The 20,762-nt window shown below is 36.0% G+C and carries 25 protein-coding genes; 20 read left to right on the top strand and 5 right to left on the bottom strand.

The window, feature by feature from the left end:
• Nucleotides 1-6: 6 nt before the first annotated feature.
• Both FFX44_RS02070 and FFX44_RS02065 read left to right on the top strand, forming a co-directional pair.
• Nucleotides 7-705 carry a DUF4417 domain-containing protein gene (locus FFX44_RS02070; protein WP_289977388.1) on the top strand — a complete coding sequence of 233 codons (699 nt, stop codon included), beginning with the start codon at nt 7-9 and terminating at the stop codon, nt 703-705.
• Nucleotides 624-941 (top strand): hypothetical protein, encoded by a 318-nt coding sequence (locus FFX44_RS02065; protein WP_289977736.1) that lies wholly within the window; start codon nt 624-626, stop codon nt 939-941. The genes FFX44_RS02070 and FFX44_RS02065 overlap by 82 nt, the downstream gene beginning before the upstream one ends.
• A gap of 122 nt (nt 942-1,063) precedes the next feature.
• Here FFX44_RS02065 and FFX44_RS02060 read toward each other — a convergent pair whose 3' ends face one another.
• The 4 genes from FFX44_RS02060 to FFX44_RS02045 all read right to left on the bottom strand — a co-directional run bounded on the left by FFX44_RS02060 (nt 1,064) and on the right by FFX44_RS02045 (nt 3,238).
• The gene (locus FFX44_RS02060) at nt 1,064-1,537 is read right to left on the bottom strand and encodes a hypothetical protein (RefSeq protein WP_289977386.1); all 474 of its coding nucleotides are present in this window, start codon (nt 1,535-1,537) and stop codon (nt 1,064-1,066) included.
• Nucleotides 1,538-1,584: 47 nt separating this feature from the next.
• The gene (locus FFX44_RS02055; RefSeq protein WP_289977384.1) at nt 1,585-1,806 is read right to left on the bottom strand and encodes a hypothetical protein; all 222 of its coding nucleotides are present in this window, start codon (nt 1,804-1,806) and stop codon (nt 1,585-1,587) included.
• Between the two features lie 695 nt (nt 1,807-2,501).
• Nucleotides 2,502-2,900, bottom strand: a complete 399-nt coding sequence (locus FFX44_RS02050) for an ImmA/IrrE family metallo-endopeptidase (protein ID WP_289977382.1) — start codon at nt 2,898-2,900, stop codon at nt 2,502-2,504.
• Nucleotides 2,901-2,917: 17 nt separating this feature from the next.
• A complete protein-coding gene (locus FFX44_RS02045; RefSeq protein WP_289977380.1) occupies nt 2,918-3,238 on the bottom strand; it encodes a helix-turn-helix transcriptional regulator in 321 nt (106 codons plus the stop codon).
• 218 nt (nt 3,239-3,456) lie between these two features.
• Between FFX44_RS02045 and FFX44_RS02040 the strand changes: the two genes are divergently transcribed.
• On the top strand, nt 3,457-3,666 hold the full coding sequence (locus tag FFX44_RS02040) for an XRE family transcriptional regulator (protein ID WP_289977377.1): 210 nt from the start codon (nt 3,457-3,459) through the stop codon (nt 3,664-3,666).
• Between the two features lie 139 nt (nt 3,667-3,805).
• Here FFX44_RS02040 and FFX44_RS02035 read toward each other — a convergent pair whose 3' ends face one another.
• Nucleotides 3,806-3,925, bottom strand: a complete 120-nt coding sequence (locus FFX44_RS02035; RefSeq protein WP_289977374.1) for a DUF4044 domain-containing protein — start codon at nt 3,923-3,925, stop codon at nt 3,806-3,808.
• Nucleotides 3,926-4,147: 222 nt separating this feature from the next.
• Between FFX44_RS02035 and dapG the strand changes: the two genes are divergently transcribed.
• The 17 genes from dapG (at nt 4,148) to FFX44_RS01950 (ending at nt 20,695) form a co-directional block, all read left to right on the top strand.
• Complete coding sequence (dapG, locus tag FFX44_RS02030) at nt 4,148-5,347, top strand: aspartate kinase (RefSeq protein ID WP_289977371.1); 1,200 nt, start codon at nt 4,148-4,150, stop codon at nt 5,345-5,347.
• Nucleotides 5,348-5,364: 17 nt separating this feature from the next.
• Nucleotides 5,365-5,706: a DUF3397 family protein gene (locus FFX44_RS02025; RefSeq protein ID WP_289977715.1), complete on the top strand. Its 342-nt coding sequence runs from the start codon at nt 5,365-5,367 to the stop codon at nt 5,704-5,706.
• Between the two features lie 231 nt (nt 5,707-5,937).
• Complete coding sequence (gene mraZ, locus FFX44_RS02020; protein ID WP_289977370.1) at nt 5,938-6,369, top strand: division/cell wall cluster transcriptional repressor MraZ; 432 nt, start codon at nt 5,938-5,940, stop codon at nt 6,367-6,369.
• A gap of 15 nt (nt 6,370-6,384) precedes the next feature.
• Nucleotides 6,385-7,335: a 16S rRNA (cytosine(1402)-N(4))-methyltransferase RsmH gene (gene rsmH / locus FFX44_RS02015; protein ID WP_289977368.1), complete on the top strand. Its 951-nt coding sequence runs from the start codon at nt 6,385-6,387 to the stop codon at nt 7,333-7,335.
• A gap of 17 nt (nt 7,336-7,352) precedes the next feature.
• A complete protein-coding gene (ftsL, locus tag FFX44_RS02010) occupies nt 7,353-7,727 on the top strand; it encodes a cell division protein FtsL (RefSeq protein ID WP_289977366.1) in 375 nt (124 codons plus the stop codon).
• Nucleotides 7,724-9,871, top strand: coding sequence for a penicillin-binding protein (locus FFX44_RS02005; protein ID WP_289977363.1), 2,148 nt, complete (start codon nt 7,724-7,726; stop codon nt 9,869-9,871). The genes ftsL and FFX44_RS02005 overlap by 4 nt, the downstream gene beginning before the upstream one ends.
• A gap of 18 nt (nt 9,872-9,889) precedes the next feature.
• Nucleotides 9,890-11,377: a UDP-N-acetylmuramoyl-L-alanyl-D-glutamate--2,6-diaminopimelate ligase gene (locus FFX44_RS02000; protein ID WP_289977362.1), complete on the top strand. Its 1,488-nt coding sequence runs from the start codon at nt 9,890-9,892 to the stop codon at nt 11,375-11,377.
• Complete coding sequence (mraY, locus tag FFX44_RS01995; protein ID WP_289977361.1) at nt 11,378-12,340, top strand: phospho-N-acetylmuramoyl-pentapeptide-transferase; 963 nt, start codon at nt 11,378-11,380, stop codon at nt 12,338-12,340.
• A gap of 27 nt (nt 12,341-12,367) precedes the next feature.
• Nucleotides 12,368-13,735 (top strand): UDP-N-acetylmuramoyl-L-alanine--D-glutamate ligase, encoded by a 1,368-nt coding sequence (gene murD / locus FFX44_RS01990; protein ID WP_289977359.1) that lies wholly within the window; start codon nt 12,368-12,370, stop codon nt 13,733-13,735.
• Between the two features lie 4 nt (nt 13,736-13,739).
• A complete protein-coding gene (gene murG, locus FFX44_RS01985; protein WP_289977357.1) occupies nt 13,740-14,834 on the top strand; it encodes an undecaprenyldiphospho-muramoylpentapeptide beta-N-acetylglucosaminyltransferase in 1,095 nt (364 codons plus the stop codon).
• 18 nt (nt 14,835-14,852) lie between these two features.
• Nucleotides 14,853-15,701, top strand: a complete 849-nt coding sequence (locus tag FFX44_RS01980; RefSeq protein ID WP_289977356.1) for a cell division protein FtsQ/DivIB — start codon at nt 14,853-14,855, stop codon at nt 15,699-15,701.
• A gap of 126 nt (nt 15,702-15,827) precedes the next feature.
• On the top strand, nt 15,828-17,147 hold the full coding sequence (ftsA, locus tag FFX44_RS01975) for a cell division protein FtsA (protein WP_289977355.1): 1,320 nt from the start codon (nt 15,828-15,830) through the stop codon (nt 17,145-17,147).
• 21 nt (nt 17,148-17,168) lie between these two features.
• Nucleotides 17,169-18,416, top strand: coding sequence for a cell division protein FtsZ (gene ftsZ, locus FFX44_RS01970; RefSeq protein ID WP_289977353.1), 1,248 nt, complete (start codon nt 17,169-17,171; stop codon nt 18,414-18,416).
• A gap of 30 nt (nt 18,417-18,446) precedes the next feature.
• Nucleotides 18,447-18,869: a cell division protein SepF gene (gene sepF / locus FFX44_RS01965; RefSeq protein WP_289977352.1), complete on the top strand. Its 423-nt coding sequence runs from the start codon at nt 18,447-18,449 to the stop codon at nt 18,867-18,869.
• A gap of 17 nt (nt 18,870-18,886) precedes the next feature.
• Nucleotides 18,887-19,165 (top strand): YggT family protein, encoded by a 279-nt coding sequence (locus tag FFX44_RS01960; RefSeq protein WP_289977351.1) that lies wholly within the window; start codon nt 18,887-18,889, stop codon nt 19,163-19,165.
• Between the two features lie 9 nt (nt 19,166-19,174).
• Entirely contained in the window at nt 19,175-19,960 is a 786-nt protein-coding gene (locus FFX44_RS01955) for a YlmH/Sll1252 family protein (RefSeq protein ID WP_289977350.1), read from the top strand.
• A 24-nt stretch (nt 19,961-19,984) separates the two neighbouring features.
• Nucleotides 19,985-20,695: a DivIVA domain-containing protein gene (locus FFX44_RS01950; protein ID WP_289977349.1), complete on the top strand. Its 711-nt coding sequence runs from the start codon at nt 19,985-19,987 to the stop codon at nt 20,693-20,695.
• The last annotated feature ends 67 nt before the right edge of the window (nt 20,696-20,762 follow it).

The following is a 20,762-nucleotide window of genomic DNA, read 5'->3' as shown; positions in this document are numbered from 1 at the left end:
TGATAATTGGGAAGTAAAAGGACGGTTAGCAAATATAACCTAGATATTTTAAGCAATGTCGGATTTGATACTTTTGAGATGCCAATATTGAAAGCTGAAAGAGCAATACCTACACAACTGACAGGCTTCAATTATGCACTTTCAAAATCTGAACACAATTCTTTTATTCATTTCTATTTAGATGATTATCAATTTGAACGTGTTTGGAACAGTCCAAAAAAATATGTTGAGCTTTTTAAAAAGTTTGATGGTATCTTTACACCCGATTTTTCTTTGTATAAAGATATGCCATTACCAATTCAAATATATAACGTTTATCGTAGCAGAGTTTTAGGAAGATATTATCAAGACTTAGGAATCAAAGTTATTCCAACTGTTTCATGGTCTGATGAAAAAAGTTTTGATTTTTGTTTTGAGGGCCTACCTACACACAGCATAGTAACAGTTAGTACAGTGGGTATTATGAACAATAAGTTTAATAAAGAGATGTTCATAAAAGGGTTTAATGAAATGATAGAGCGGATTGATCCGCGAGAGGTTTTGATTTATGGCAAAAGCATTGATGTAGACTTTGATAGAATAGAATATTTTGAAAATAAAAATATAGGAAGGATGACTAAACAATGGGTGGGAGAGGTTCAAGCAGTGGAAAGAGTGGCAGTCGAGGAAGTTCAGGACCTAAGACATCCAGTTTTTCTACGTTGAAATCGTTGGCTGACAAGATAGCGAATACTTCAATGAAAGGCCATGTTGAAAAAGGACAAACAGTTTGGATTGGCAAGGACAGAGCTAAAAAAATTGGAAAAGCTTTTAAGTGGGCTAACAGTAAAGGGTTTGGTGATATATCTATCAACGGTAAGAATCTTTCTAAGGTTGTGAAATCAACAAGAACAGGTTCCGAATATAAAGCAGCTAGACTGCTAGGCTTGGGTAAATTGTGACGAACATTCAGGATACTTAAAAATCAAATAATATTCGTGTTCTAAAATGCTAATCTGTTTCAGATATGCAAGTTGGACCGCATTTTAAAAGCCTCACTCTTAATTGAGTGGGGCTTTTTTGTTTACAAAATTTCATTCTGTTTCTCTAACAGTTCCAGTAAATGCTTAGCTTTCAGTATCTCGAATTGTTCTCCATTTTCGTGTGCAGTCTTAACCTCGTCTTTTGTTAATTGTGTAGCGCCATCTTTGAAGTCGTAGTTCGTATATATCTTTACACCGTCAATTTTTTTAATCCACGCCCAGCACTCAAAGTCTCCAAAATCTGTGATGTCTTCTTTTAGCTCAGCAATGAGTTCTTCTGAATCATAGCTAATGTTTTGTCCACTATCTCCAATTAATCCCATATTAAATTTCTCATCATAGCATTTCTGCAGTTTTAAAGCGACTTTGATAGTCATGTTTTCTAATTTTGATTCATTTTTTCGGTAGCGATTAATCATAGCACGAGTTAAACCAGTTTCTTCTGAAATAGCATAAGCAGATATATCGCTATCTAGCAGCTTCTTAATTTTTGATAGATCTATGATATTTTCCATTTTGCCTCCATAAACACAAATAGGGCTTAATGCCCTAAAAGTTCAAATTAGATTAGATACTCACGTTCAATATAGTCAATATCATTGAATTTAGTATCTGTATCTTCTGTTTCTTCGATCTCCTTAACGGTAGCTTTGAATGCGTCTAAATCCTTGCTAAGAATCGTGAATGTTTCATTTTTACCTTGAACGTTTGAATGGAATACTTTCTTGAACTCGTTCTCTGATACCTGTACTAAATCATAATCTCCAAAGTTTGCATTAATCATATTTATTATCCCCTTTATTTTTTGGATTTCTTTCTATGTTTATATAATACCGTATCTTTATAGATACGTCAATAGGAAAATCAAACTTTTTTAGAAATAAAAAAAGCAGACAAACTTCACGATTAAGTTCATCTGCTTTAACGACCAAAGATGGCATAGCAACGATAGAGAAATAAGATAAAATACAATCATAAAGAAAAAGGGGCAAATAAGGGGCAAAAATATGAATATGATGTGAAAATCAAGCGAATGCTAAACACACATCACTTAAGTTATATAATAGGAAGAGATAATTATCTGAATATAAAAAGAGTATCAACTAAATACCTATGTTGTGTTCGTGCATTACATGGTAAGGCAGCTCGTATTCCTGAAAGACGTCGTTAATACGTGTAAAAGGAATTGTGCTATAAAGTAAGAGAGCTTGAATATTAACACAAATTACTAATATAGATAGGCAGTACAAGGTCGGGAAAATTTGAGTACTACTCGAAATTACGAACATAGCAGGCACTTTGCTATGAGTAATTCGAAGTTAGACGGAGAGTTTTGACTTATGGAGTATATTTATTTAGAATAAAAAAGTTCTGGTATTAGCTGATGAAAATCAGTTAATGCCAGATTTTTTTGCTTTACATTTTAAATAGTGTCCTGAATAAAGGAGAATCCCTTGTGTAATCTTGAATTTTATATATTTACAACACACTCTCGCCAATCAAGAAACGGACGCGATTTTCTAAATGCGCCGGAATCTCATATTTTTGCATAAAGGATACAATGTTGATCTCACTGTAGGGGATTTCATTATACAAATTAAATATAATTTGCAACGCATAATCATTAATTTTTGACTCAATTTTAAATTTTTGTGCAGGGGTTTGATTATATAAATAGAGATCAAGTGGATCCCCATAAATTAAATGAGCTAATTCATGTGCCAACTGAAAAATGAATTGATTGGGGTTATGCCAATTAGAATTCATGATAATACTTCTTAGATTATAAATAGCAACGGGTGGAGTTGTGGGAGCAAGTTCCTGCGTCCAAATAATTTTAATATGCTCTTTTTTTGCTAATTTTAATAATTCCTCCAATGGGCTACACACCTCGCTTATTTTGAAGGCTTGTTTCGCAATAGATGACGAATTATTTCAAGTTCGTCTTCAGGAATTTCTTTCCCTTCAAATGTAAGTACGCCATCGGGAACAGTTGCTAAATCAATTTTGCTTATATCTTTTTTAGAACTTCGACCAGTTAAGTAATCTAAGGAAACCCCAAAATAATCAGCGACTTTTTTGACGCGCTCAATAGATGGTGTTCGATGTGACCATTGATAAATCGTATTTCTTCCAAACCCTAATATTTCTTCAAGTTCATAAACGGAAATATTTCTTTCTTTAGCAAGTTGCTTAATTACTTCTAATGTATACATTTTAAAACTCCCAATAAATTTAATATAACTAAAAAGTTAGAAAAACAATTGAAATCTAACGTATAAGTTAGTATAATTTACCTATTAACATAATGTAGAAAATAAAATTGATACATTAGTTAGGGAAAATTATTTTGATATTACTGATTGATTCTATAATAAGATGTGGTAATCGTCAAATAAGTTAGATAATTTATTAGTGAATTGGAGTGGTTAAAGTGGAGTATGATCTTACGGATGCAATATTATTAAGTCTAAAAAGAAATAAACGGATGAAACTAAAACCGAGTTCGCAGTCTGATATAGCCGATCATTTTGGTCTTTCTAAACCGTATGTAAACCAATTGATTAACGGTAGAGTTGCACCAACAGAAAATACTGATGAGTGGATTAAAAAAATTTGTATATATGCAGGCGTGGGTTCCTAGAACTTCAAAAGGAACTAAGAATAGAATATTTATAGCTAGCTCACAAGCTAATTCAATATAAATGTATCCAAAAAAAAGGGACACGTATTAACGCGTCCCTTTTTTGGATTTAGTATATATTTTTATGGAGTTCTAATAACTAATATCCCATTACTGAGAAGATTGCACTAAGAACTACGGTACCTAAAGTAACAACAATCATCAGCCAAACAACTACCATTGTAATTTTTTGAAATCGTGATTTTTTCTTCTTTGCCACAACAAAATTCACCTTTCGTATAAGCTTTACAATATACTATACTTTTTACTGTGAATTGTGTCAAACGGTCTTTGTTGGAAACTATGTATACAAAGACTTTCTAAAACAAATTGAATTTACATAAACTAACAATTATAATTGAATGAGTAAATCTAGTAACAAAATTTCATTTATTTGTAATTTAATAGCGACGACAATTGAAGCGAAACGAGGTAAAGAGTAATGGAGATCATGGTACAAAAATTTGGTGGGACATCGGTCCAAGATGATAAGGCACGGCACAAGGCACTTGAACATGTGTGTTATGCCTTAGAGAAAGGGTATAAAGTGGTAGTGGTTGTTTCTGCAATTGGAAGAAAAGGGGCACCGTATGCCACAGATTCGCTCTTGAATCTTGTAGATGCAGATCAAACGAGTTTGTCAGCACGTGAATTAGATATGATTGTCTCAGTTGGTGAGATTATCTCAACTGCTGTATTTACACAGCTATTAAAAAAAGAGGGCATTTCTGCAGCGGCAATGACTGGTCCAGATGCTGGCTTTAGGACTAACAATGATTATCAAAATGCTAAGGTTTTAGATGTTAAAACCGAAAATATCAATAAAGCCTTTTCTGAAAATGATGTAGTGATCGTGGCTGGTTTCCAAGGACTTTCGAGAGAAGGTCATATGTCAACTCTAGGCAGAGGTGGTAGTGACACATCGGCTGCACTTTTGGGGGCAGCTTTATCAGCTAAAAGAGTTGATATTTTTACTGATGTTTCTGGAATGATGACTGGCGACCCACGGCTTGTAAAGAAAGCTAAATTTTTAAAAAATGTGAGCTATGAAGAAGTTGCAAATATGGCACATGAAGGGGCAAAAGTTATTCATCCGCGGGCTGTTGAAATTGCACAGCAAGCGCATGTCCCATTGAGAATTCGTTCAACTTGGGACGGAGTGGACGAATTAGGAACACTAATTTCGGATAAGAACCTTGCCTTACAAGATTATCGGAGCGTCACAGGAATTGCTCATCAAGTTGGGTTGACTCAATTCAGTGTTTTAACAGAGAATCTTTCAGCTGATCAGGTATTTAACTTATTGGCAGATAATCATTTGAGTGTTGATTTCATTAATATTTTACCTGAAAAAGTGGTTTTCAACTTAAACCATGAAGAATCTGAACTAGCTAAGGAATTGCTTCAGAGTAAAAAGATTGTTCATACCTTGGTAGAAAACTGTGCGAAAGTGTCGATTGTAGGTGCTGGAATCATGGGTACACCTGGAATAGCAGCAAGAATTGTAACGGCTCTGGCCAGTCATGATATTGAAATCTTGCAAACAACAGATAGCTATACAACAATTTGGGTGCTAGTTAAGGCAGCCGATTTAGAAGTAGCAGTAAATGCGTTGCATGATACTTTTTTATTACGGGAGTAAGGGCATAGGTGATTGAGATGACATGGTATTATCAGTTACTGCTAATTCTAATTGTATTTTTGTCTTTAGTAATTCTGAAGAAATTTTTGCCTAGGAAAATTCGAAGAAAGCTTAGAATACCTTATTTAATGATTATTCCGGTGATATATTGTATTTTTATGACCTCACTAACACAACTGGAATTATCAGTAATCCCGTTCTTGTTTTTTGGATTAGGCTTACTAGGAATTATGATGACTCTGGTGTATGCATATATTGAAGGCGAAATAATCTATCGTGTGTTTTTTAAATCATATTTTCGTTTTTGTGGACTTGCGGTATATGGCTTATTTATCCCATTATTTATTCTTAGCATATAAGATTTATTGGTTTCAAAAGCTGTCTCAAACTTAATTGTTTGAGACAGCTTTTTTAGTATCTTAATGCATTGAAGAATTTTCTAATTACGAAAGTTTTTGTCTATTAAAAAGTTGTTTTAGAGGTTGAAAAGAGAATTTAATAATTAAGTGGTAATTTGTGGGTGAAAAAGTGGTGTGAAGTGGGGAAATGTGGTAGTATCAAAATATAGTAGTGTCAAGGGGGTGTCTTACATGTTTATGGGTGAATATCGGCACGCAATTGATGAGAAGGGGCGCTTGATTATTCCTTCAAAGTTTCGTGAAGATTTAGGCGAAGTCTTTGTAATAACGCGTGGAATGGATGGCTGTTTATTTGGATACCCTGAATCTGAATGGAACATTTTGCAAGAAAAGCTGCAGAAACTTCCACTCACAAAAAAAGATGCCCGTTCATTTGTAAGATTTTTTTATTCCGCAGCTACTGAGTGTGAATTTGATAAGCAAGGAAGAGTAAGTATTCCAAAGTCACTTCGCAGTCATGCTTCACTTGATAAAAAGTGTGTTGTTGTGGGCGTCTCAAACAGATTTGAAATATGGTCTGAAGCACGGTGGGATGACTTCTCGACAGAAGCAGAAACTAACTTTGATGAAATTGCTGAAAATATGATTGATTTTGGTCTTTAATAATGGGGGATTAACGTGGCAGATTTTGGACATACAACTGTTCTATTGAATGAAGCAGTAGAAGGATTAGCAATTAAACAAAATGGTATCTATGTTGACTGTACTTTAGGTGGTGGCGGACATAGTGGATTAATTGTTTCTAAGCTTTCTGAAGAGGGACATCTCATATCCTTTGATCAAGATCAAACAGCCATTACATACAATCAGAACAGGTTTAAAGACGAGTTGATTTCTGGAAAGGTTACCTTCGTAAAAGCAAATTTCAGGTTTCTTAATGCAAAATTATTAGCGGAGGGTATTACTAGCGTAGACGGGATTTTATATGACTTAGGAGTCTCATCACCACAGTTTGATAATGCAGAGCGTGGATTCAGCTATCGTTATGATTCTAAGCTTGATATGCGAATGGATCAGGCTCAAGAATTGACCGCTGAAGAGATTGTTAATGAGTGGTCATATGAAAAGTTAGTTCGTATTTTCTTTAGATATGGTGAGGAAAAATATGCTAAATCGATTGCTAGAAGAATAGAAAAAGAGAGACAAGTTGCTCGAATTGAAACAACTGGTCAACTGGTTGAACTGATAAAAGAGTCGATTCCTGCCAGGGCAAGGCGTACAGGTGGACATCCAGCAAAAAAGGTTTTTCAGGCAATTAGAATAGCCGTTAATGATGAACTTGGGGCGCTGGAACAGTCATTGGAAGAAGCTTTGGAACTGATTGAGATTGGCGGAAGAATTAGTGTCATTACGTTTCAATCGCTTGAAGATCGACTAGTTAAGTCAATCTTCAAGGAAAAGAGTGAAGTGCAGGATATCCCACAAGGCTTGCCAGTGATTCCCGATGAATTACAGCCGAAGTTTAAATTAGTATCACGAAAGCCGATTCTACCGAGTGAAGAAGAACTACTTAACAATCATCGAGCGCATTCTGCAAAATTGAGAGTGATTGAAAGAATAAAAAGATAATAAAGGATGTGAAGAAAATGGCACAAAATACCGCAAGACAATTAGAAACAACACTCCCTAAACGACAAGAACAAACGGCACCAATACATAAGAAACAATCAAAAGTAAAAAGCACTCGAGTACCATTTTCAGGATTTGAAATTATGAGTGCAATATTATTGAGTCTATTATTCATGGGAATGATGATTTTTGTGGTGTCTTCCAAGGTGAGCCTTTCAAGTACTCAATATAAATTACAGAATGTGAATCAAAAAATTGTCGAGATTCAAAACGATAATGTTAATACAAAACAAGAAGTTAGTGAACTTTCAAACAAAAGTAGGTTAATGAAGGTTGCACAAGATGCAGGTTTAACCATAAATGATAATTCAATAAGGAATGTTTCAAAATGATTAAAAAAAATGGACGAGAAACAATAAAGCGAAGACAGCAAAATAGGAAACGATTCGGTCGATGGATTTTCTTTAGCGTTGCAATCATTTTCGCAATGTTTATCGGTCGTTTTTTTTATATTGCAATTTTTCAATCTGTGGATCATGTGAATTTGAGAAAAAGTGTGGCTAAGTTGTATGCCAGTAAGACTGAGATAAAGGCCCAGCGTGGAACGATTTATGATGCTGATAATCAACCAATCGCAGAAGATACTTCAACTTATACAATTTACATAGTTTTATCAAAGACCGCCGTAGCATTTGGAAAAAGAGAATATTTGGCTGATAAGGATAAAGATAAAGCAGCAAGGGTTTTAAGCAAAAATTTATCAATTTCATATGCACAAGTTAAGAAAGCTTTGAATCCAGAGAACCAAGATACATACCAAGTAGAACTTGGAACCGCCGGAAAAAACATTTCACTTGAAACTAAAAATAAGATTGAAGATGCTAACATAAAGGGAATTAACTTTACAGAAGCGCAAGCTCGACTCTATCCTAACGGAACTTTTGCTTCTCAGTTAATAGGGATTGCTGAGAATAATAATGGGAAAATGACTGGTGTCATGGGACTTGAAAGTCAATATAATAAATTGTTGACAGGTATAAATGGAGTAAAAAAATTTGAGAAGGATATTAAAGGAACACCTATTCCTGGTTCAAAAATAAAATCTAGGAAGGCCAAAAATGGCAATAATGTTTATACAACCTTGGACTCAAGGCTGCAAACTTACTTAGAGACCTTGATGTCGCAAGCACAAAGTAAGTATCATGCAAAAGAAATGAATGCTGTTTTGATGAATGCAAAAACAGGTGCAATCGTTGCTGCAACTCAACGGCCGACTTTTAATGCGCAAACCAAGACTGGGTTGAGCGACATGTGGCGTGACACCCTAGTGGAAGATGGATTTGAACCTGGTTCCACTATAAAAATTTTGACGATGGCAGCGGCAATCAATAGTGGAAAATACAATGCAAATGCAACTTATAAATCGGGAACTTATAAGATTAATGGACAGACAGTGAGTGATTGGTATCCAAGTGGATGGGGCAATATCACTTATCGTGATGCCTTTATTCGCTCGTCTAATGTCGGAATGGCACATTTAGAACAAATGATGGGAGCCAAGAGTTGGCTGAAATATATTAAACGCTTTGGATTATTGAAGTCGACAAATTCAGGGCTTTCAAATGAGGCTAAGGGTAGTATAGAATATAAATATCCGATTGACCAAGCGAATACTGCATACGGACAGGGAATAACTGTAACAGTATTTCAGATGCTTCAAGCATTTTCAGCAATCACTAATAATGGTAAAATGGTAAAGCCACAGTTAGTTCGAAAAATTGTGAATCCTAATAATGGAAAAACAGTTTATAAATTTAACAAAAAAGTTGTAGGACATCCGATTAAAGCCTCAACCGCAAAAAAAGTGTTGAGTATGATGCAAGATGTTGTTTATAATCAAAATGGTACAGGGAGTGCTTTTAAAATTGATGGATACCGGATAGGGGTGAAGACTGGGACTGCACAAATTGGCGATAGTACAGGAACAGGATATCTCAAAGGAGAAATGAATTATATTTTCTCTGTCGCAGGAGTGGCACCTGCAAATAATCCAAAATATATTTTGTACATCACTATGAAGCAACCAACAACTTTTGCTGGTGGAACTTCAGGCCAGATGTTAGCCAGCGTGTTTAATCCGCTCTTAAAACGTGCACTCGACGAAAATTCTGGACAAACTGCAAGTAATACACAAATTGCAATAAAAAATTATATAGGTAAGAATGCTACAAGTATAAAAGCTACGTTACGAAATGCTGGATTATTAGTTACAGAAGTTGGGAATGGTAATAAAATCACGGCACAATCAGAAACAGCTGGAAGCACCTCTTTGTCTGGAGAACGAATAATTTTAATGACAGATGGGGAAAAGGTGATGCCTGACTTGACGGGATGGTCTAGAAGTGATGTTGTGAAACTTGGCAAACTACTAGGAATTAATTTTGATATTGAAGGTTCAGGCTATGTCAGTGAACAAAGCCTGGTTGCCAATAAATCATTGGATGGAACTACAAATATTACGGTAAAGCTTAAATAGGGATAGTATGGTGAATTTATGCAAGCGAGCAGATTGATTAAGAGTTTAAAATTTAAAAAAGTAGTACCTGAAAAGTTTGAAGATTTTTCGGTTTCTTTACTGACACAAGATACACGCGAAGTTATTGCGGGGAGTATTTTTGTTGCGATTAAAGGAGTAAAAGTTGATGGACACGAATTGGTACAAGAAGCGATAAAAAAGGGTACGGCAATGATCATTGCACAAGAAGAACTGGGCGAAGTTTCGGTACCAGTTGTATATGTTCAAAATACTAACAAAGCGATGGCGATTTTGAGTAGCTTTTTTTATGAAACATCGAGCCAAGCACTTCGAATAGTTGGAGTAACGGGAACAAATGGAAAGACAACAGTCACCCACATTATAGAAGCAATTTTCCGTAATCTAGGTGAAAAAACCGGATTGATTGGCACGATGTACCGAAAAATTGATGATGAAATTTTAAAAACCAAGAATACAACTCCTGACATTATTACTTTGCAGCGTACTTTAAATAAGATGGTTGAAAAGGGTGTCAGCACGGTCGCAATGGAGGTTTCTTCAATTGCATTGATTCAAGGAAGAGTGTGGGGAATTGATTTTGATGTTGCGGTCTTTACTAATTTGACACAGGATCATCTGGATTATCACAAGACAATGGCAAATTATGCACATGCAAAAAGCTTATTGTTTTCACAACTAGGAAACAAGTACACACACTCTGGAAATCCTAAAGTGGCGGTATTGAATATTGATGATCCAATTGGCGAACAATTTGCAGCGGATACTGCTGCTGAGGTTTTGACTTATGGAATTAAAAAAGAGGCAATGATCAAGGCGGAAAATATTGAAATTCATAGCAAAGGAACTGATTTTGATTTAATTGTTTTTGGCGAGAAATTTCATCTAGGTGTCAAAATGGTGGGTTTATTTAATGTCTACAATATCTTGGCTGCATTTGCAGCTGCATATGCCTGTGGAATAGACTCTGAAAGTGTAATTACGGCGCTTGAGCAATTTCCAGGTGTCAGGGGAAGATTGCAGTTGATTACCTCTGAAAGCAAAGTATCTGCAATTATAGACTATTCGCACACACCGGATGGATTATTGAATGCCTTAGAGACAATCAATGATTTTGCAAAGGGCAAAGTTTTTTGTGTAGTTGGCTGCGGTGGAGATCGTGATAAGTTGAAGAGACCAAAAATGGCTAAAATTGCCGTTGTGCATAGTGACTATCCCATTTTTACATCAGATAATCCGCGTTCAGAAAATCCACAAACAATAATCGATGAGATGCTCTTAGGTGTTCCTGAACTAGTGGAAATTCCAACATTTATTGATAGACGTGCAGCAATTAATTTCGCCGTTGCAATGGCAAAGCCACAAGACATTATCTTGATTGCTGGAAAAGGACATGAGGATTATCAAATTATTGGAGAAACAAAGCACCATTTTGATGATGTTGAGGAAGCAAGAAAAGCACTCGATTTAAAGGAGCAGGGAAATTAGATGAATTCAATTGAAATGGTTCTTACTATAATAGTTAGTTTTTTAATAACATTAATTTTTTTACCGGTCTTTATTGATTATGCACATCAGAAAAAACAAGGACAGATGATTCGTGAAGAGGGACCAAAGTGGCATGAAAAAAAAGCAGGAACGCCAACAATGGGAGGCTTTGTTTTTAATATTGCGATATTATTAACTGCAATTGTAATTCCTGTTATCTATAGACAGTTGAGTGCCAGATTACTGGTATTAGACTTCATTTTGTTACTATATGGAATATTAGGATTTTGGGACGATTCTATCAAGTTGTGGAAGAAGCAAAATGAAGGATTAAAAGCTTGGCAGAAGCTGCTTGGTCAAATAATTGGTGGCTTGATCTTCACTGCTGTGTACTGGCATGAGAGATTTCCACTTGCATTGCATTTTTTTGGTAATGAGATTAATATTGGTTTTCTGTTTGTGTTTTTTGTTGTTTTTTGGCTTGTTGGATTTTCAAATGCGGTAAATCTGACAGATGGAATTGATGGACTTGTAGCAGGACAAGCTATAATAGCTTTTGGAACATATGCTGTAATTGCGGCTAATCAAAGGCAAAGTGATGTTTTGCTCTTTTGCTTAGCAGTTATTGGTGCACTCTTTGCTTTTCTATTATTTAACCATAAACCTGCAAAAATATTTATGGGAGATATGGGGTCGTTGGCCTTAGGAGGTGCATTGGCAGCAGTCTCATTATTATTACATCATGAACTATCATTACTTGTAATTGGAATTATATTTGTGATAGAAACTGCAAGTGTAATGTTGCAAGTTGCTTCATTTAAATTAACTGGAAAGCGTATTTTCAAGATGAGCCCAATTCATCATCATTTTGAATTGAGTGGTTGGAGTGAGTGGCGCATAGATATAACTTTTTGGTTAATTGGTCTGGGCGCAAGTATCTTGAGCCTTATAGTAATACTTTAAATTTTTATTAGAAAAGGGATGGCTGTTATGAAAACAACAACAACTTATAAGAATAAAAAAGTGTTAGTTGTTGGGTTGGGAAAAAGTGGAATTAATTCTGCAAAGCTTCTTTGCAAATTAGGTTCAAAAGTAACTGTGAATGATTTAAAAAAAGCACCACAAAATATTGTAGATAACTTACAGGCTGAAGGAATCAAAGTAATAACAGGAGGCCATCCGCTTTCACTTTTAGATGACACAGATTTGATTGTAAAGAATCCTGGAATTCCTTATAGTAATGTGTTGATTGCAGAAGCTGTAAGACGTGGATTTACGATTATTACCGAACCTGAATTAGCATATGAAATTTTGGATGCGCAAATGATTGGTGTGACAGGAACAAATGGCAAGACTACTACAACCACTCTTATTTCATTGATGCTTAATCAAGGAAGAAAAGATGGAGAGGCATATGTTGCGGGAAATATTGGTATTCCTGCAACTTTGGTAGCACAAAAGGCGACTAAGAAAGATGTGATGGTCACAGAATTATCAAGCTTTCAATTGTTAGGAGCAACAAAACTTCGCCCACATGTAGCAGTACTGACTAATATTTATGAGGCCCACACAGATTACCATGGAACGCGCGCGAATTATATTAAAGCAAAGATGAATATTACAAAGAATCAGACAAAAGCTGATTACTTTGTTGTTAATTGGGATTCAGAAGAATGGCGCAAGTTAAGTACACAATCAAATGCAACAATTGTTCCTTTTTCTCGAAAGGGCACCAGCAAAGCAGGGGCTTACGAAAAGGATGGTTGGCTTTATTTTAGAGAAGAAAAGATCATGCTCGCATCTGAAATCAAGATTCCGGGTGAACATAATATTGAGAATGCACTTGCAGCTATTACTGTTGTAAAATTAATGGGCCAAGAGAATAAAAATATTGTGGAAGTTCTGAAGACCTTCTCAGGTGTTAGACATCGTACGCAATATGTTACAACGATTAATCAACGTAAAATCTATAATGACTCAAAAGCAACTAATATGGAAGCAACAGAAAAGGCATTGGCTGGTTTTAACAATCCAGTAGTGCTGCTCGCCGGCGGTTTGGACCGGGGTTTTACGTTTGAAAGGTTGATTCCATATTTTAAAAACTTGAGGGGAATAATTGTATTTGGTGAAACTGGTGATCTAGTTGCACAAGCGGCAAAGCAGGCAGGAGTTAAACAAATCGTTAAAACTGAAAATGTTAAGACTGCAGTACCGATTGCGTACGATATGAGTAAGGAGAATGATGTGATCTTACTTTCACCGGCTTGTGCAAGTTGGGATCAGTATCCAACTTTTGAAGTGCGAGGAGATATGTTTATTCAAGCAATCGAAGATTTAAAGAAAGAATTGGAGATGTAAGATAGTGCGCTTACTAATATCTGGCGGCGGCACGGGTGGACATATCTATCCGGCGCTAGCATTAATTGAGACTTTAAAAAAAGATGACACTCGTAGTTCATTTCTGTATGTCGGAACGAATAAAGGGCTGGAAAGTAAAATTGTTCCGAATGCAGGAATTGATTTTAAGACGATTGAAATTCAAGGATTTAAACGTTCTTTATCGTTGCAAAATTTTAAGACTATTTATTTATTTTTAAAAAGTGTTCATGAAGCTAAGAAAATAATTAGGGAATTCAAACCTGATGTTGTCGTGGGTACTGGTGGTTATGTTTGTGGGGCAGTTGTTTATGCTGCATCGCAATTGCATATTCCAACATTCATTCATGAACAAAATAGCATTGCAGGAGTGACAAACAAATTCTTAAGTCATTTTGTAGATAAAATTGGAATTTGTTTTGAAGCTGCTAAAACAGAATTTCCAAGTCAAAAAGTTGTCTTTACGGGAAATCCGCGGGCACAACAAGTAGCTGATATTAAATCAACCGGACGATTAGCTGAATTGGGCCTATCGGAGAACAAAAAGACAGTATTGATATTTGGTGGTTCAAGAGGTGCTCGGCGTATCAATGAAGCTGCAATGGATGCATTTGCTTTGTTTGACACGAATGAATTCCAGGTTTTATTTGTGACAGGTAGTATCTACTATGAGAAAATAAAAAGTGAAATTGGAGAAAAACAGTTAAACAACATTGTGATTAAGCCGTATATTCAGGATATGCCGGCGATTTTACCCGAAATTGATTTAATAGTTGGCCGATCAGGGGCAACAAGTCTGGCTGAAATAACTGTATTGGGAATCCCTTCAATATTGATTCCAAGTCCCAATGTAACACATGATCATCAAACTTATAATGCACGTAGTCTTGCTGACATAGATGCAGCGATAATGATTAAGGAAGATGTACTAAGCGGTCAAACATTGGCAGATGAAGTCAACGAGTTGATGAAAGATGATGAAAGAAGAAGTCAAATTGCGAAAGAAGCTAGGAAGGCTGGCATTCCAGATTCATCTAAGCGAATTGAAAGAGTGCTGACAGATTTAATTACCAATAATTAGAAATTAATGGAGGTTGGTATGAAATTTAGATTAAATAATTTTTTTGGCAGAGAAAAAAATAGTAACCAACCTCTTACACCTTGGGAACAAGCTCAAAAAAAGAGACATAAGGCGGCTTTGAAAAAGAAAGATTTTAAAAAAAAGCGGATGGGTAATAAATTGCCTAAATTGGTCAAGCAAAGAAAAATGCTCTTGCATAAGAAAATGATTATTAATTTAATCTTTTTTGGCTTCATTACTATAATTTCATTTTATTTTATTTTACCAATCAGCAAAGTTAAAGAAGTAAATGTTACTGGGGTGGATCAAGCTACACAAGAAGCGATTAAGAAGGCCAGCGGAATCAAAACAAATGATTATCTGCTGCAAGTATACTTGGAAGAAAAAAAGGCAGCTGGACAGATCAAAAATGATATTAGTGAAGTTAAAAATGTTAGTTTTGTGTTGAAAGATAGAAGTGTTAATATCCAAATTTCCAAGGAAAAAGTTGTTGGATATTTGTTAATAAGTAATAATTATTATGCGTTGAATAGTAAGGGGAACGCTTCAATTGTACAACGGACGTCACCTGAAGGCAATTTGCCAGTTTTCTCAAATTTTAAAACTTCTTCTGAAACTAAGTTATTAGCAAAGGAGATGAATAAACTGACAACAAGTTTATTAACAGGTATTTCGGAAATTCATGCAGCTCCTGATTCTGTTAATCCAGAGAGGATTAAGGTTTACATGAATGATGGAAACGAAATCATTGCGACACTCCCAACCTTTTCAGGAAAAATGAAATATTATTCACAAATTAAAGCCAAAGCAACTGGAAAAATTAAAATAAATTTTGAAGTCGGTGCATATTCAACAGAATTAAAATAAAAAAATTAATAATTTGTACAATAAAAAAGCTTGAAAAGTGTATAAATGCTAAGTGTTGTGGTAAAATTCTAGTTGTTAGTTTGAGTAAATATTAGTTAATTTTATTTTTAGAAGGGAGCTCAACCAATGGATAATTCAGGAATTTATGTTGGACTTGATATTGGAACTACTTCGATCAAAGTAATCGTAGCAGAATTTGTCAAGGGACAACTTAATATTATTGGAGTAGGCAGTGAGCGTTCTGATGGGTTGAGCCGTGGGGTCATTGTTGACATTGACAGGGCTGTAGATGCAATTAAAGCAGCAATTGATCAAGCGGAACAAAAAGCGAATATTCAAATTTCAGAAATAACAGTTGGTATACCGGCTAATCTCTTAGAAATTGTTCCATGCAATGGAATAATAGCTGTCGGTGATGGTAATGGAAATTCTAAGGAAATCGATAGTACTGACGTTTATCATGTAACAAGGGCAGCACTTATTCAAAAGTTGCCACCAGAACGAGATATTATTGATGTTATTCCTAATGAATTTACGGTTGACGGATTTGATGGAATTAAGGATCCTCGCGGAATGGTCGGTGTTCGTCTTGAAATGAGTGGTGTTTTATATACTGGACCAAAGACGGTTTTACATAACACTGTTAAGTGTGTTGAGCGTGCGGGACTTGTTGTTAAGAACATAGTCGTTGCACCTTTGGCACTTGCGACACAGGCACTTAGTGATGGCGAACAAGATTTTGGGGCAGTTTTAATTGATTTAGGTGGCGGTCAAACAACGGCAGCAGTTGTACATGATCATAAGTTAAAGTATACATATGTTGATCAAGAAGGCGGGAAGTTCGTTACCAAGGATATTTCCGTTGTTCTAAATACGTCGCTTGAGAATGCTGAAAAGATTAAGCGTAATTTTGGATATGCTGCCAGTTATTTAGCATCGAAAGATGATGTTTTTTCGGTAGAAGTGGTTGGCAAGGCTGACGCTGTTCAAATTAGTGGAGAATACTTGAGTGAGATTATTGAAGCACGATTGACGCAGATCTTTATAAAGCTTAAAAATGTGTTACAAGGAATTGATGCGCTAAAACTTCCAGGAGGCATTGTTATTACTGGTGGTGTTGCTGCGCTGCCAGGTATTAAGGAACTAGCAGAGGACATCTTTGATACAAATATTAAATTATTTATCCCGCAACAAATGGGATTGCGACACCCATCGTTTACGCAAGCGATTGGGTTGGTTGCATATATGACTAAGCAAAGCGAGATTGAAAAAGTTGTCAAGGCTTCTCTGGATGATAGCGCTCCGGAAATTGAAAATAGAACTGCAGCTGGTGTACAAGAACAACAGGTCGATTATAGTAAAGAGACTGAGCAGAAAAAGCAAAAAAATAAAAAGAGCAGTTCTTTTGAGGGAATCAAGAACTTTTTCAATACCTTTTTTGACTGAGAATAATTTGGAGGGAATGCAATGGAATTTTCACTGGATGCAAATGAAAACAAAGGAGCAACAATCAAAGTTATTGGTGTTGGTGGTGCCGGCGGAAATGCAGTAAATCGAATGATTGCTGATGATGTAAAAGGTGTTGAATTTATTGTTGCTAATACAGATGTGCAGGCTTTAGCGAGTTCAAAGGCTGAGACAAAAATTCAACTTGGGCCGAAACTTACACGTGGATTAGGAGCAGGTTCAAATCCTGAAGTTGGTGATAAGGCAGCACAAGAAAGTGAAGAGGCTTTAGCCGAATCTCTTAAAGGAGCAGATATGATTTTTGTTACCGCAGGAATGGGTGGCGGAACTGGGACAGGTGCTGCACCTATTATTGCCAAAGTTGCTAAAGAGCAAGGGGCTTTAACGGTAGGTGTTGTTACACGACCATTTAGCTTTGAAGGTCCCAAGCGCGCTCGTTTTGCAGCAGAGGGCGTTGCTCAAATGAAGGAACATGTTGATACATTAGTCATCATTGCAAATAACAGGTTACTTGAAATTGTAGACAAAAAGACTCCAATGATGGAGGCTTTCAAGGAAGCTGATAATGTTTTGCGCCAGGGTGTCCAGGGAATTTCAGACTTAATTACTTCTCCCGGATATGTTAACTTGGATTTTGCTGATGTAAAAACTGTCATGGAAAATCAAGGCTCTGCTTTGATGGGAATTGGCTCGGCCAACGGTGAAAATCGAACTGCTGATGCAACAAAGAAAGCAATCTCTTCACCATTATTGGAAGTTTCAATTGATGGGGCAGAGCAAGTGCTGCTTAATATTACAGGTGGTCCTGATTTAAGCCTCTTTGAAGCACAAGATGCTTCTGATATCGTTGCTCAAGCTGCAACAAGTGATGTTAATATTATTTTTGGAACCTCAATCAACGAAGACCTTGAAGATACAGTGGTCGTGACTGTGATAGCAACTGGGATTGATAAGAAAAACCAGAACAGCAGGGGATCGAGAGCGACACAAGTTAAACATAATAATATTCGCAAGAATGATGGTAGCGAAGTAACAAGAGAAGTTGAGAGTAATGATCCCTTAAAAGATTGGGATTTGCGACGTGAAATTGTAGAAGAACATCCAGCTTCTGAAGCAAAAACAGATGAATTTAGGAATATTGAAAAGAAAAAATTTGATATATTTAAGGCCGATACTGAGAAAGAACAAGATGATAATGATGAAGATGGGTTGAATACACCTCCATTTTTCCGTCATCGACGTAAATAAGATGTAAAATTATGATTGGGAGGTGAAAGAATGGCTTTAGGAGCAAAGTTTGGCAAGTTTTTTGGAATATCGGATGATCAATTTGATGAAGATGAAAATTATCAATATGAAGAGCAACAAACGCCGCAAGTTGATACTAATAAAAACGTTGTTTCACTTGATGGAAAGAGGCGAACAATGTCTGAGAAGAAGATTGCACTTTTTGAACCAAGAGTTTATTCTGATGTCAAGGCTATAGCCACTCGTTTACTGAGTGATCAAGCTGCCGTTGTAAACTTTCAGCGGATGGATGAACAACAGTCTAAAAGGATCGTTGATTTTTTAACGGGAACTATTTTTGCAATCAATGGCGAAATTCAAAGAATTGGCGACCAAATTTTTCTTTGTACACCTGCTGGTTTTGTCGTTGAGGGAAATGTTACGTCAGAATTTACAGATTCGGATTTTAACTAATTCAAGGAGTTATATATATGATTTTAACAATTATTAATCGTATTTTTGAGCTATATTCGTTCGCGATTATAGTGTATGTATTAATGAGTTGGTTTCCCGCAGCTCAGGGTTCAAAGTTGGCCGATATTTTGGGCAGAATATGTGAACCTTACCTTTCATTTTTTGATAGATTTGTCCCCTTAATTGGTGGGATCAGTTTTGCTCCAATCGTTGCTTTGATCGCGCTGCGCTTTGTTCAGAGTGGTTTTAATTTTGTATATAGTTCGATTTTTGGCTTTTTGATGCTTTTAGTGTGATTACTCAGCATGGATAAGCAAACGATATATCAACATTTTAGAAGTGAAGAAACGTCGATTATTGATGAACTCAGTAGTTTGATGACACAAGCAGCGACTGAGTATCGACCAATATTGACCGAATTTTTGAACCCACGTGAGGTATATATTGCACAAATGCTTTTAAATACCGAACCAGATTTAAAGATGAAGACTGATGGCTTATTGCAAGGAGCTGAACGACGAAGAGTCCTTTTTTATCCGGAATACTATGAACCAAATGAGACTGATTTTGAACTTGCACTAATTTGGATAAAATATCCTCTAAAATTTGCAACGCTTAAGCATAGCCAAATTTTAGGTGCATTAACTCATATTGGATTGAGACGTAATTTGATTGGTGATATTGTAACTGATGGTGAACGATGGCAGTTTGTTACCGCTGCTAGCATGGTTAATTTTTTGAAGATTCAGGTTGAAACTATTGGTAAGGTGAGGGTCCATCTTGAAGAAATAACAAAAGCTGAGATAATAATACCTATCGACGAATGGCAAGAAATTCAAATCTCAGTTAGTTCGTTAAGATTGGATATCTTAATTGCAGGGGTTTATAATCTGTCTAGAAAGCATGTTAAGGACTTGTTGAACTCAGGCAAGGTGGTTCTTAATTGGATGAATACTGAAAAGCCTGATGTTGAAGTAGCAGAACATGATATCGTTTCTGTACGCAGTTATGGGCGATTCAGATTAAATGCACTTCAAGGAGTATCAAAAAAAGGAAAAATCCGAGTGGAAGCAGATGTTCTAAAAAAATAATACATACATGGAGGTGTTGGGGATATGACTTTGACCCCACTAGATATTCATAACAAAGAGTTTCGTGTTAAATTGCGTGGTTACGATCAAGATGAAGTAAATGACTTTTTGGATCAAATTATCAAAGACTATGAGCTGAATATCAAAGAAAGTGAACGATTAGCCGATGGTTTAAAACAAAACGAAGAAAAGTTGAAATATTTTAACGACTTAAAAGATTCACTTAATCAAGCAATTATCGTTGCACAAGAAGCAGCTGATAAAGTCAAGGCAAATTCTCAACGCGAAGCAGAAATTATTAGTCATGAAGCGCAAAAGCAGTCTAAGGATATCGTAGACGAAGCGAATGAGAAGGCACGAAAGATAGTTGAAGAAGCTTCACAGAAAGCTAAAAGATTAATATTTGAGACAGATGATTTGAAGAAGCAGGCACGAATTTTCAGACAAAAGTTACAAGTTATGATGGAATCACAGCTTGAAGTTGTTAAGGGCAGTGAATGGGATGAAATTTTACGTCAAGGTGACACAAGTAGCTATGAAGAAATTCAAGAAGCAATCAGAAGAGATTCTGAACTTGACAAAGCTGCTGCTAAAGAAGTACAATCATTCTCGAATATTGAGGTTGAAGATGAGCAGGCCGACGATGTAACTAGTGAGAAGAAGGCAGTGGTCATTTTCCCAGAAGATGATGAAGGACAGCACTTTAATGAGGAATCATCTTCTGAAAAATCTTAAATAATGGAAAGAATACGAACATCGAGGTTCCTGAAATAGCGAGTCAATGTATGGTGAAAGTTTGACA

The sequence above is a fragment of the Lactobacillus sp. UCMA15818 genome (assembly GCF_030400225.1).
In the GTDB taxonomy this organism is placed as follows: Bacteria; Bacillota; Bacilli; order Lactobacillales; family Lactobacillaceae; genus Liquorilactobacillus.
This window is presented reverse-complemented; position numbering and strand designations above follow the sequence as displayed.

Excerpts from the sequence above, each read along its gene's own strand:
- FFX44_RS02000 (WP_289977362.1), top strand. The coding sequence starts at position 9,890 with ATGCAAGCGAGCAGATTGATTAAGAGTTTAAAATTTAAAAAAGTAGTA.
- FFX44_RS02005 (WP_289977363.1), top strand. The coding sequence starts at position 7,724 with ATGATTAAAAAAAATGGACGAGAAACAATAAAGCGAAGACAGCAAAAT.
- ftsA (WP_289977355.1), top strand. The coding sequence starts at position 15,828 with ATGGATAATTCAGGAATTTATGTTGGACTTGATATTGGAACTACTTCG.
- FFX44_RS01960 (WP_289977351.1), top strand. The coding sequence starts at position 18,887 with ATGATTTTAACAATTATTAATCGTATTTTTGAGCTATATTCGTTCGCG.
- dapG (WP_289977371.1), top strand. The coding sequence starts at position 4,148 with ATGGAGATCATGGTACAAAAATTTGGTGGGACATCGGTCCAAGATGAT.
- ftsZ (WP_289977353.1), top strand. The coding sequence starts at position 17,169 with ATGGAATTTTCACTGGATGCAAATGAAAACAAAGGAGCAACAATCAAA.
- FFX44_RS02025 (WP_289977715.1), top strand. The coding sequence starts at position 5,365 with ATGACATGGTATTATCAGTTACTGCTAATTCTAATTGTATTTTTGTCT.
- mraZ (WP_289977370.1), top strand. The coding sequence starts at position 5,938 with ATGTTTATGGGTGAATATCGGCACGCAATTGATGAGAAGGGGCGCTTG.
- FFX44_RS01955 (WP_289977350.1), top strand. The coding sequence starts at position 19,175 with ATGGATAAGCAAACGATATATCAACATTTTAGAAGTGAAGAAACGTCG.
- FFX44_RS02045 (WP_289977380.1), bottom strand. The coding sequence starts at position 3,238 with ATGTATACATTAGAAGTAATTAAGCAACTTGCTAAAGAAAGAAATATT.
- murD (WP_289977359.1), top strand. The coding sequence starts at position 12,368 with ATGAAAACAACAACAACTTATAAGAATAAAAAAGTGTTAGTTGTTGGG.
- FFX44_RS02065 (WP_289977736.1), top strand. The coding sequence starts at position 624 with ATGGGTGGGAGAGGTTCAAGCAGTGGAAAGAGTGGCAGTCGAGGAAGT.
- FFX44_RS01950 (WP_289977349.1), top strand. The coding sequence starts at position 19,985 with ATGACTTTGACCCCACTAGATATTCATAACAAAGAGTTTCGTGTTAAA.
- mraY (WP_289977361.1), top strand. The coding sequence starts at position 11,378 with ATGAATTCAATTGAAATGGTTCTTACTATAATAGTTAGTTTTTTAATA.
- FFX44_RS02060 (WP_289977386.1), bottom strand. The coding sequence starts at position 1,537 with ATGGAAAATATCATAGATCTATCAAAAATTAAGAAGCTGCTAGATAGC.
- ftsL (WP_289977366.1), top strand. The coding sequence starts at position 7,353 with ATGGCACAAAATACCGCAAGACAATTAGAAACAACACTCCCTAAACGA.
- sepF (WP_289977352.1), top strand. The coding sequence starts at position 18,447 with ATGGCTTTAGGAGCAAAGTTTGGCAAGTTTTTTGGAATATCGGATGAT.
- FFX44_RS01980 (WP_289977356.1), top strand. The coding sequence starts at position 14,853 with ATGAAATTTAGATTAAATAATTTTTTTGGCAGAGAAAAAAATAGTAAC.
- FFX44_RS02055 (WP_289977384.1), bottom strand. The coding sequence starts at position 1,806 with ATGATTAATGCAAACTTTGGAGATTATGATTTAGTACAGGTATCAGAG.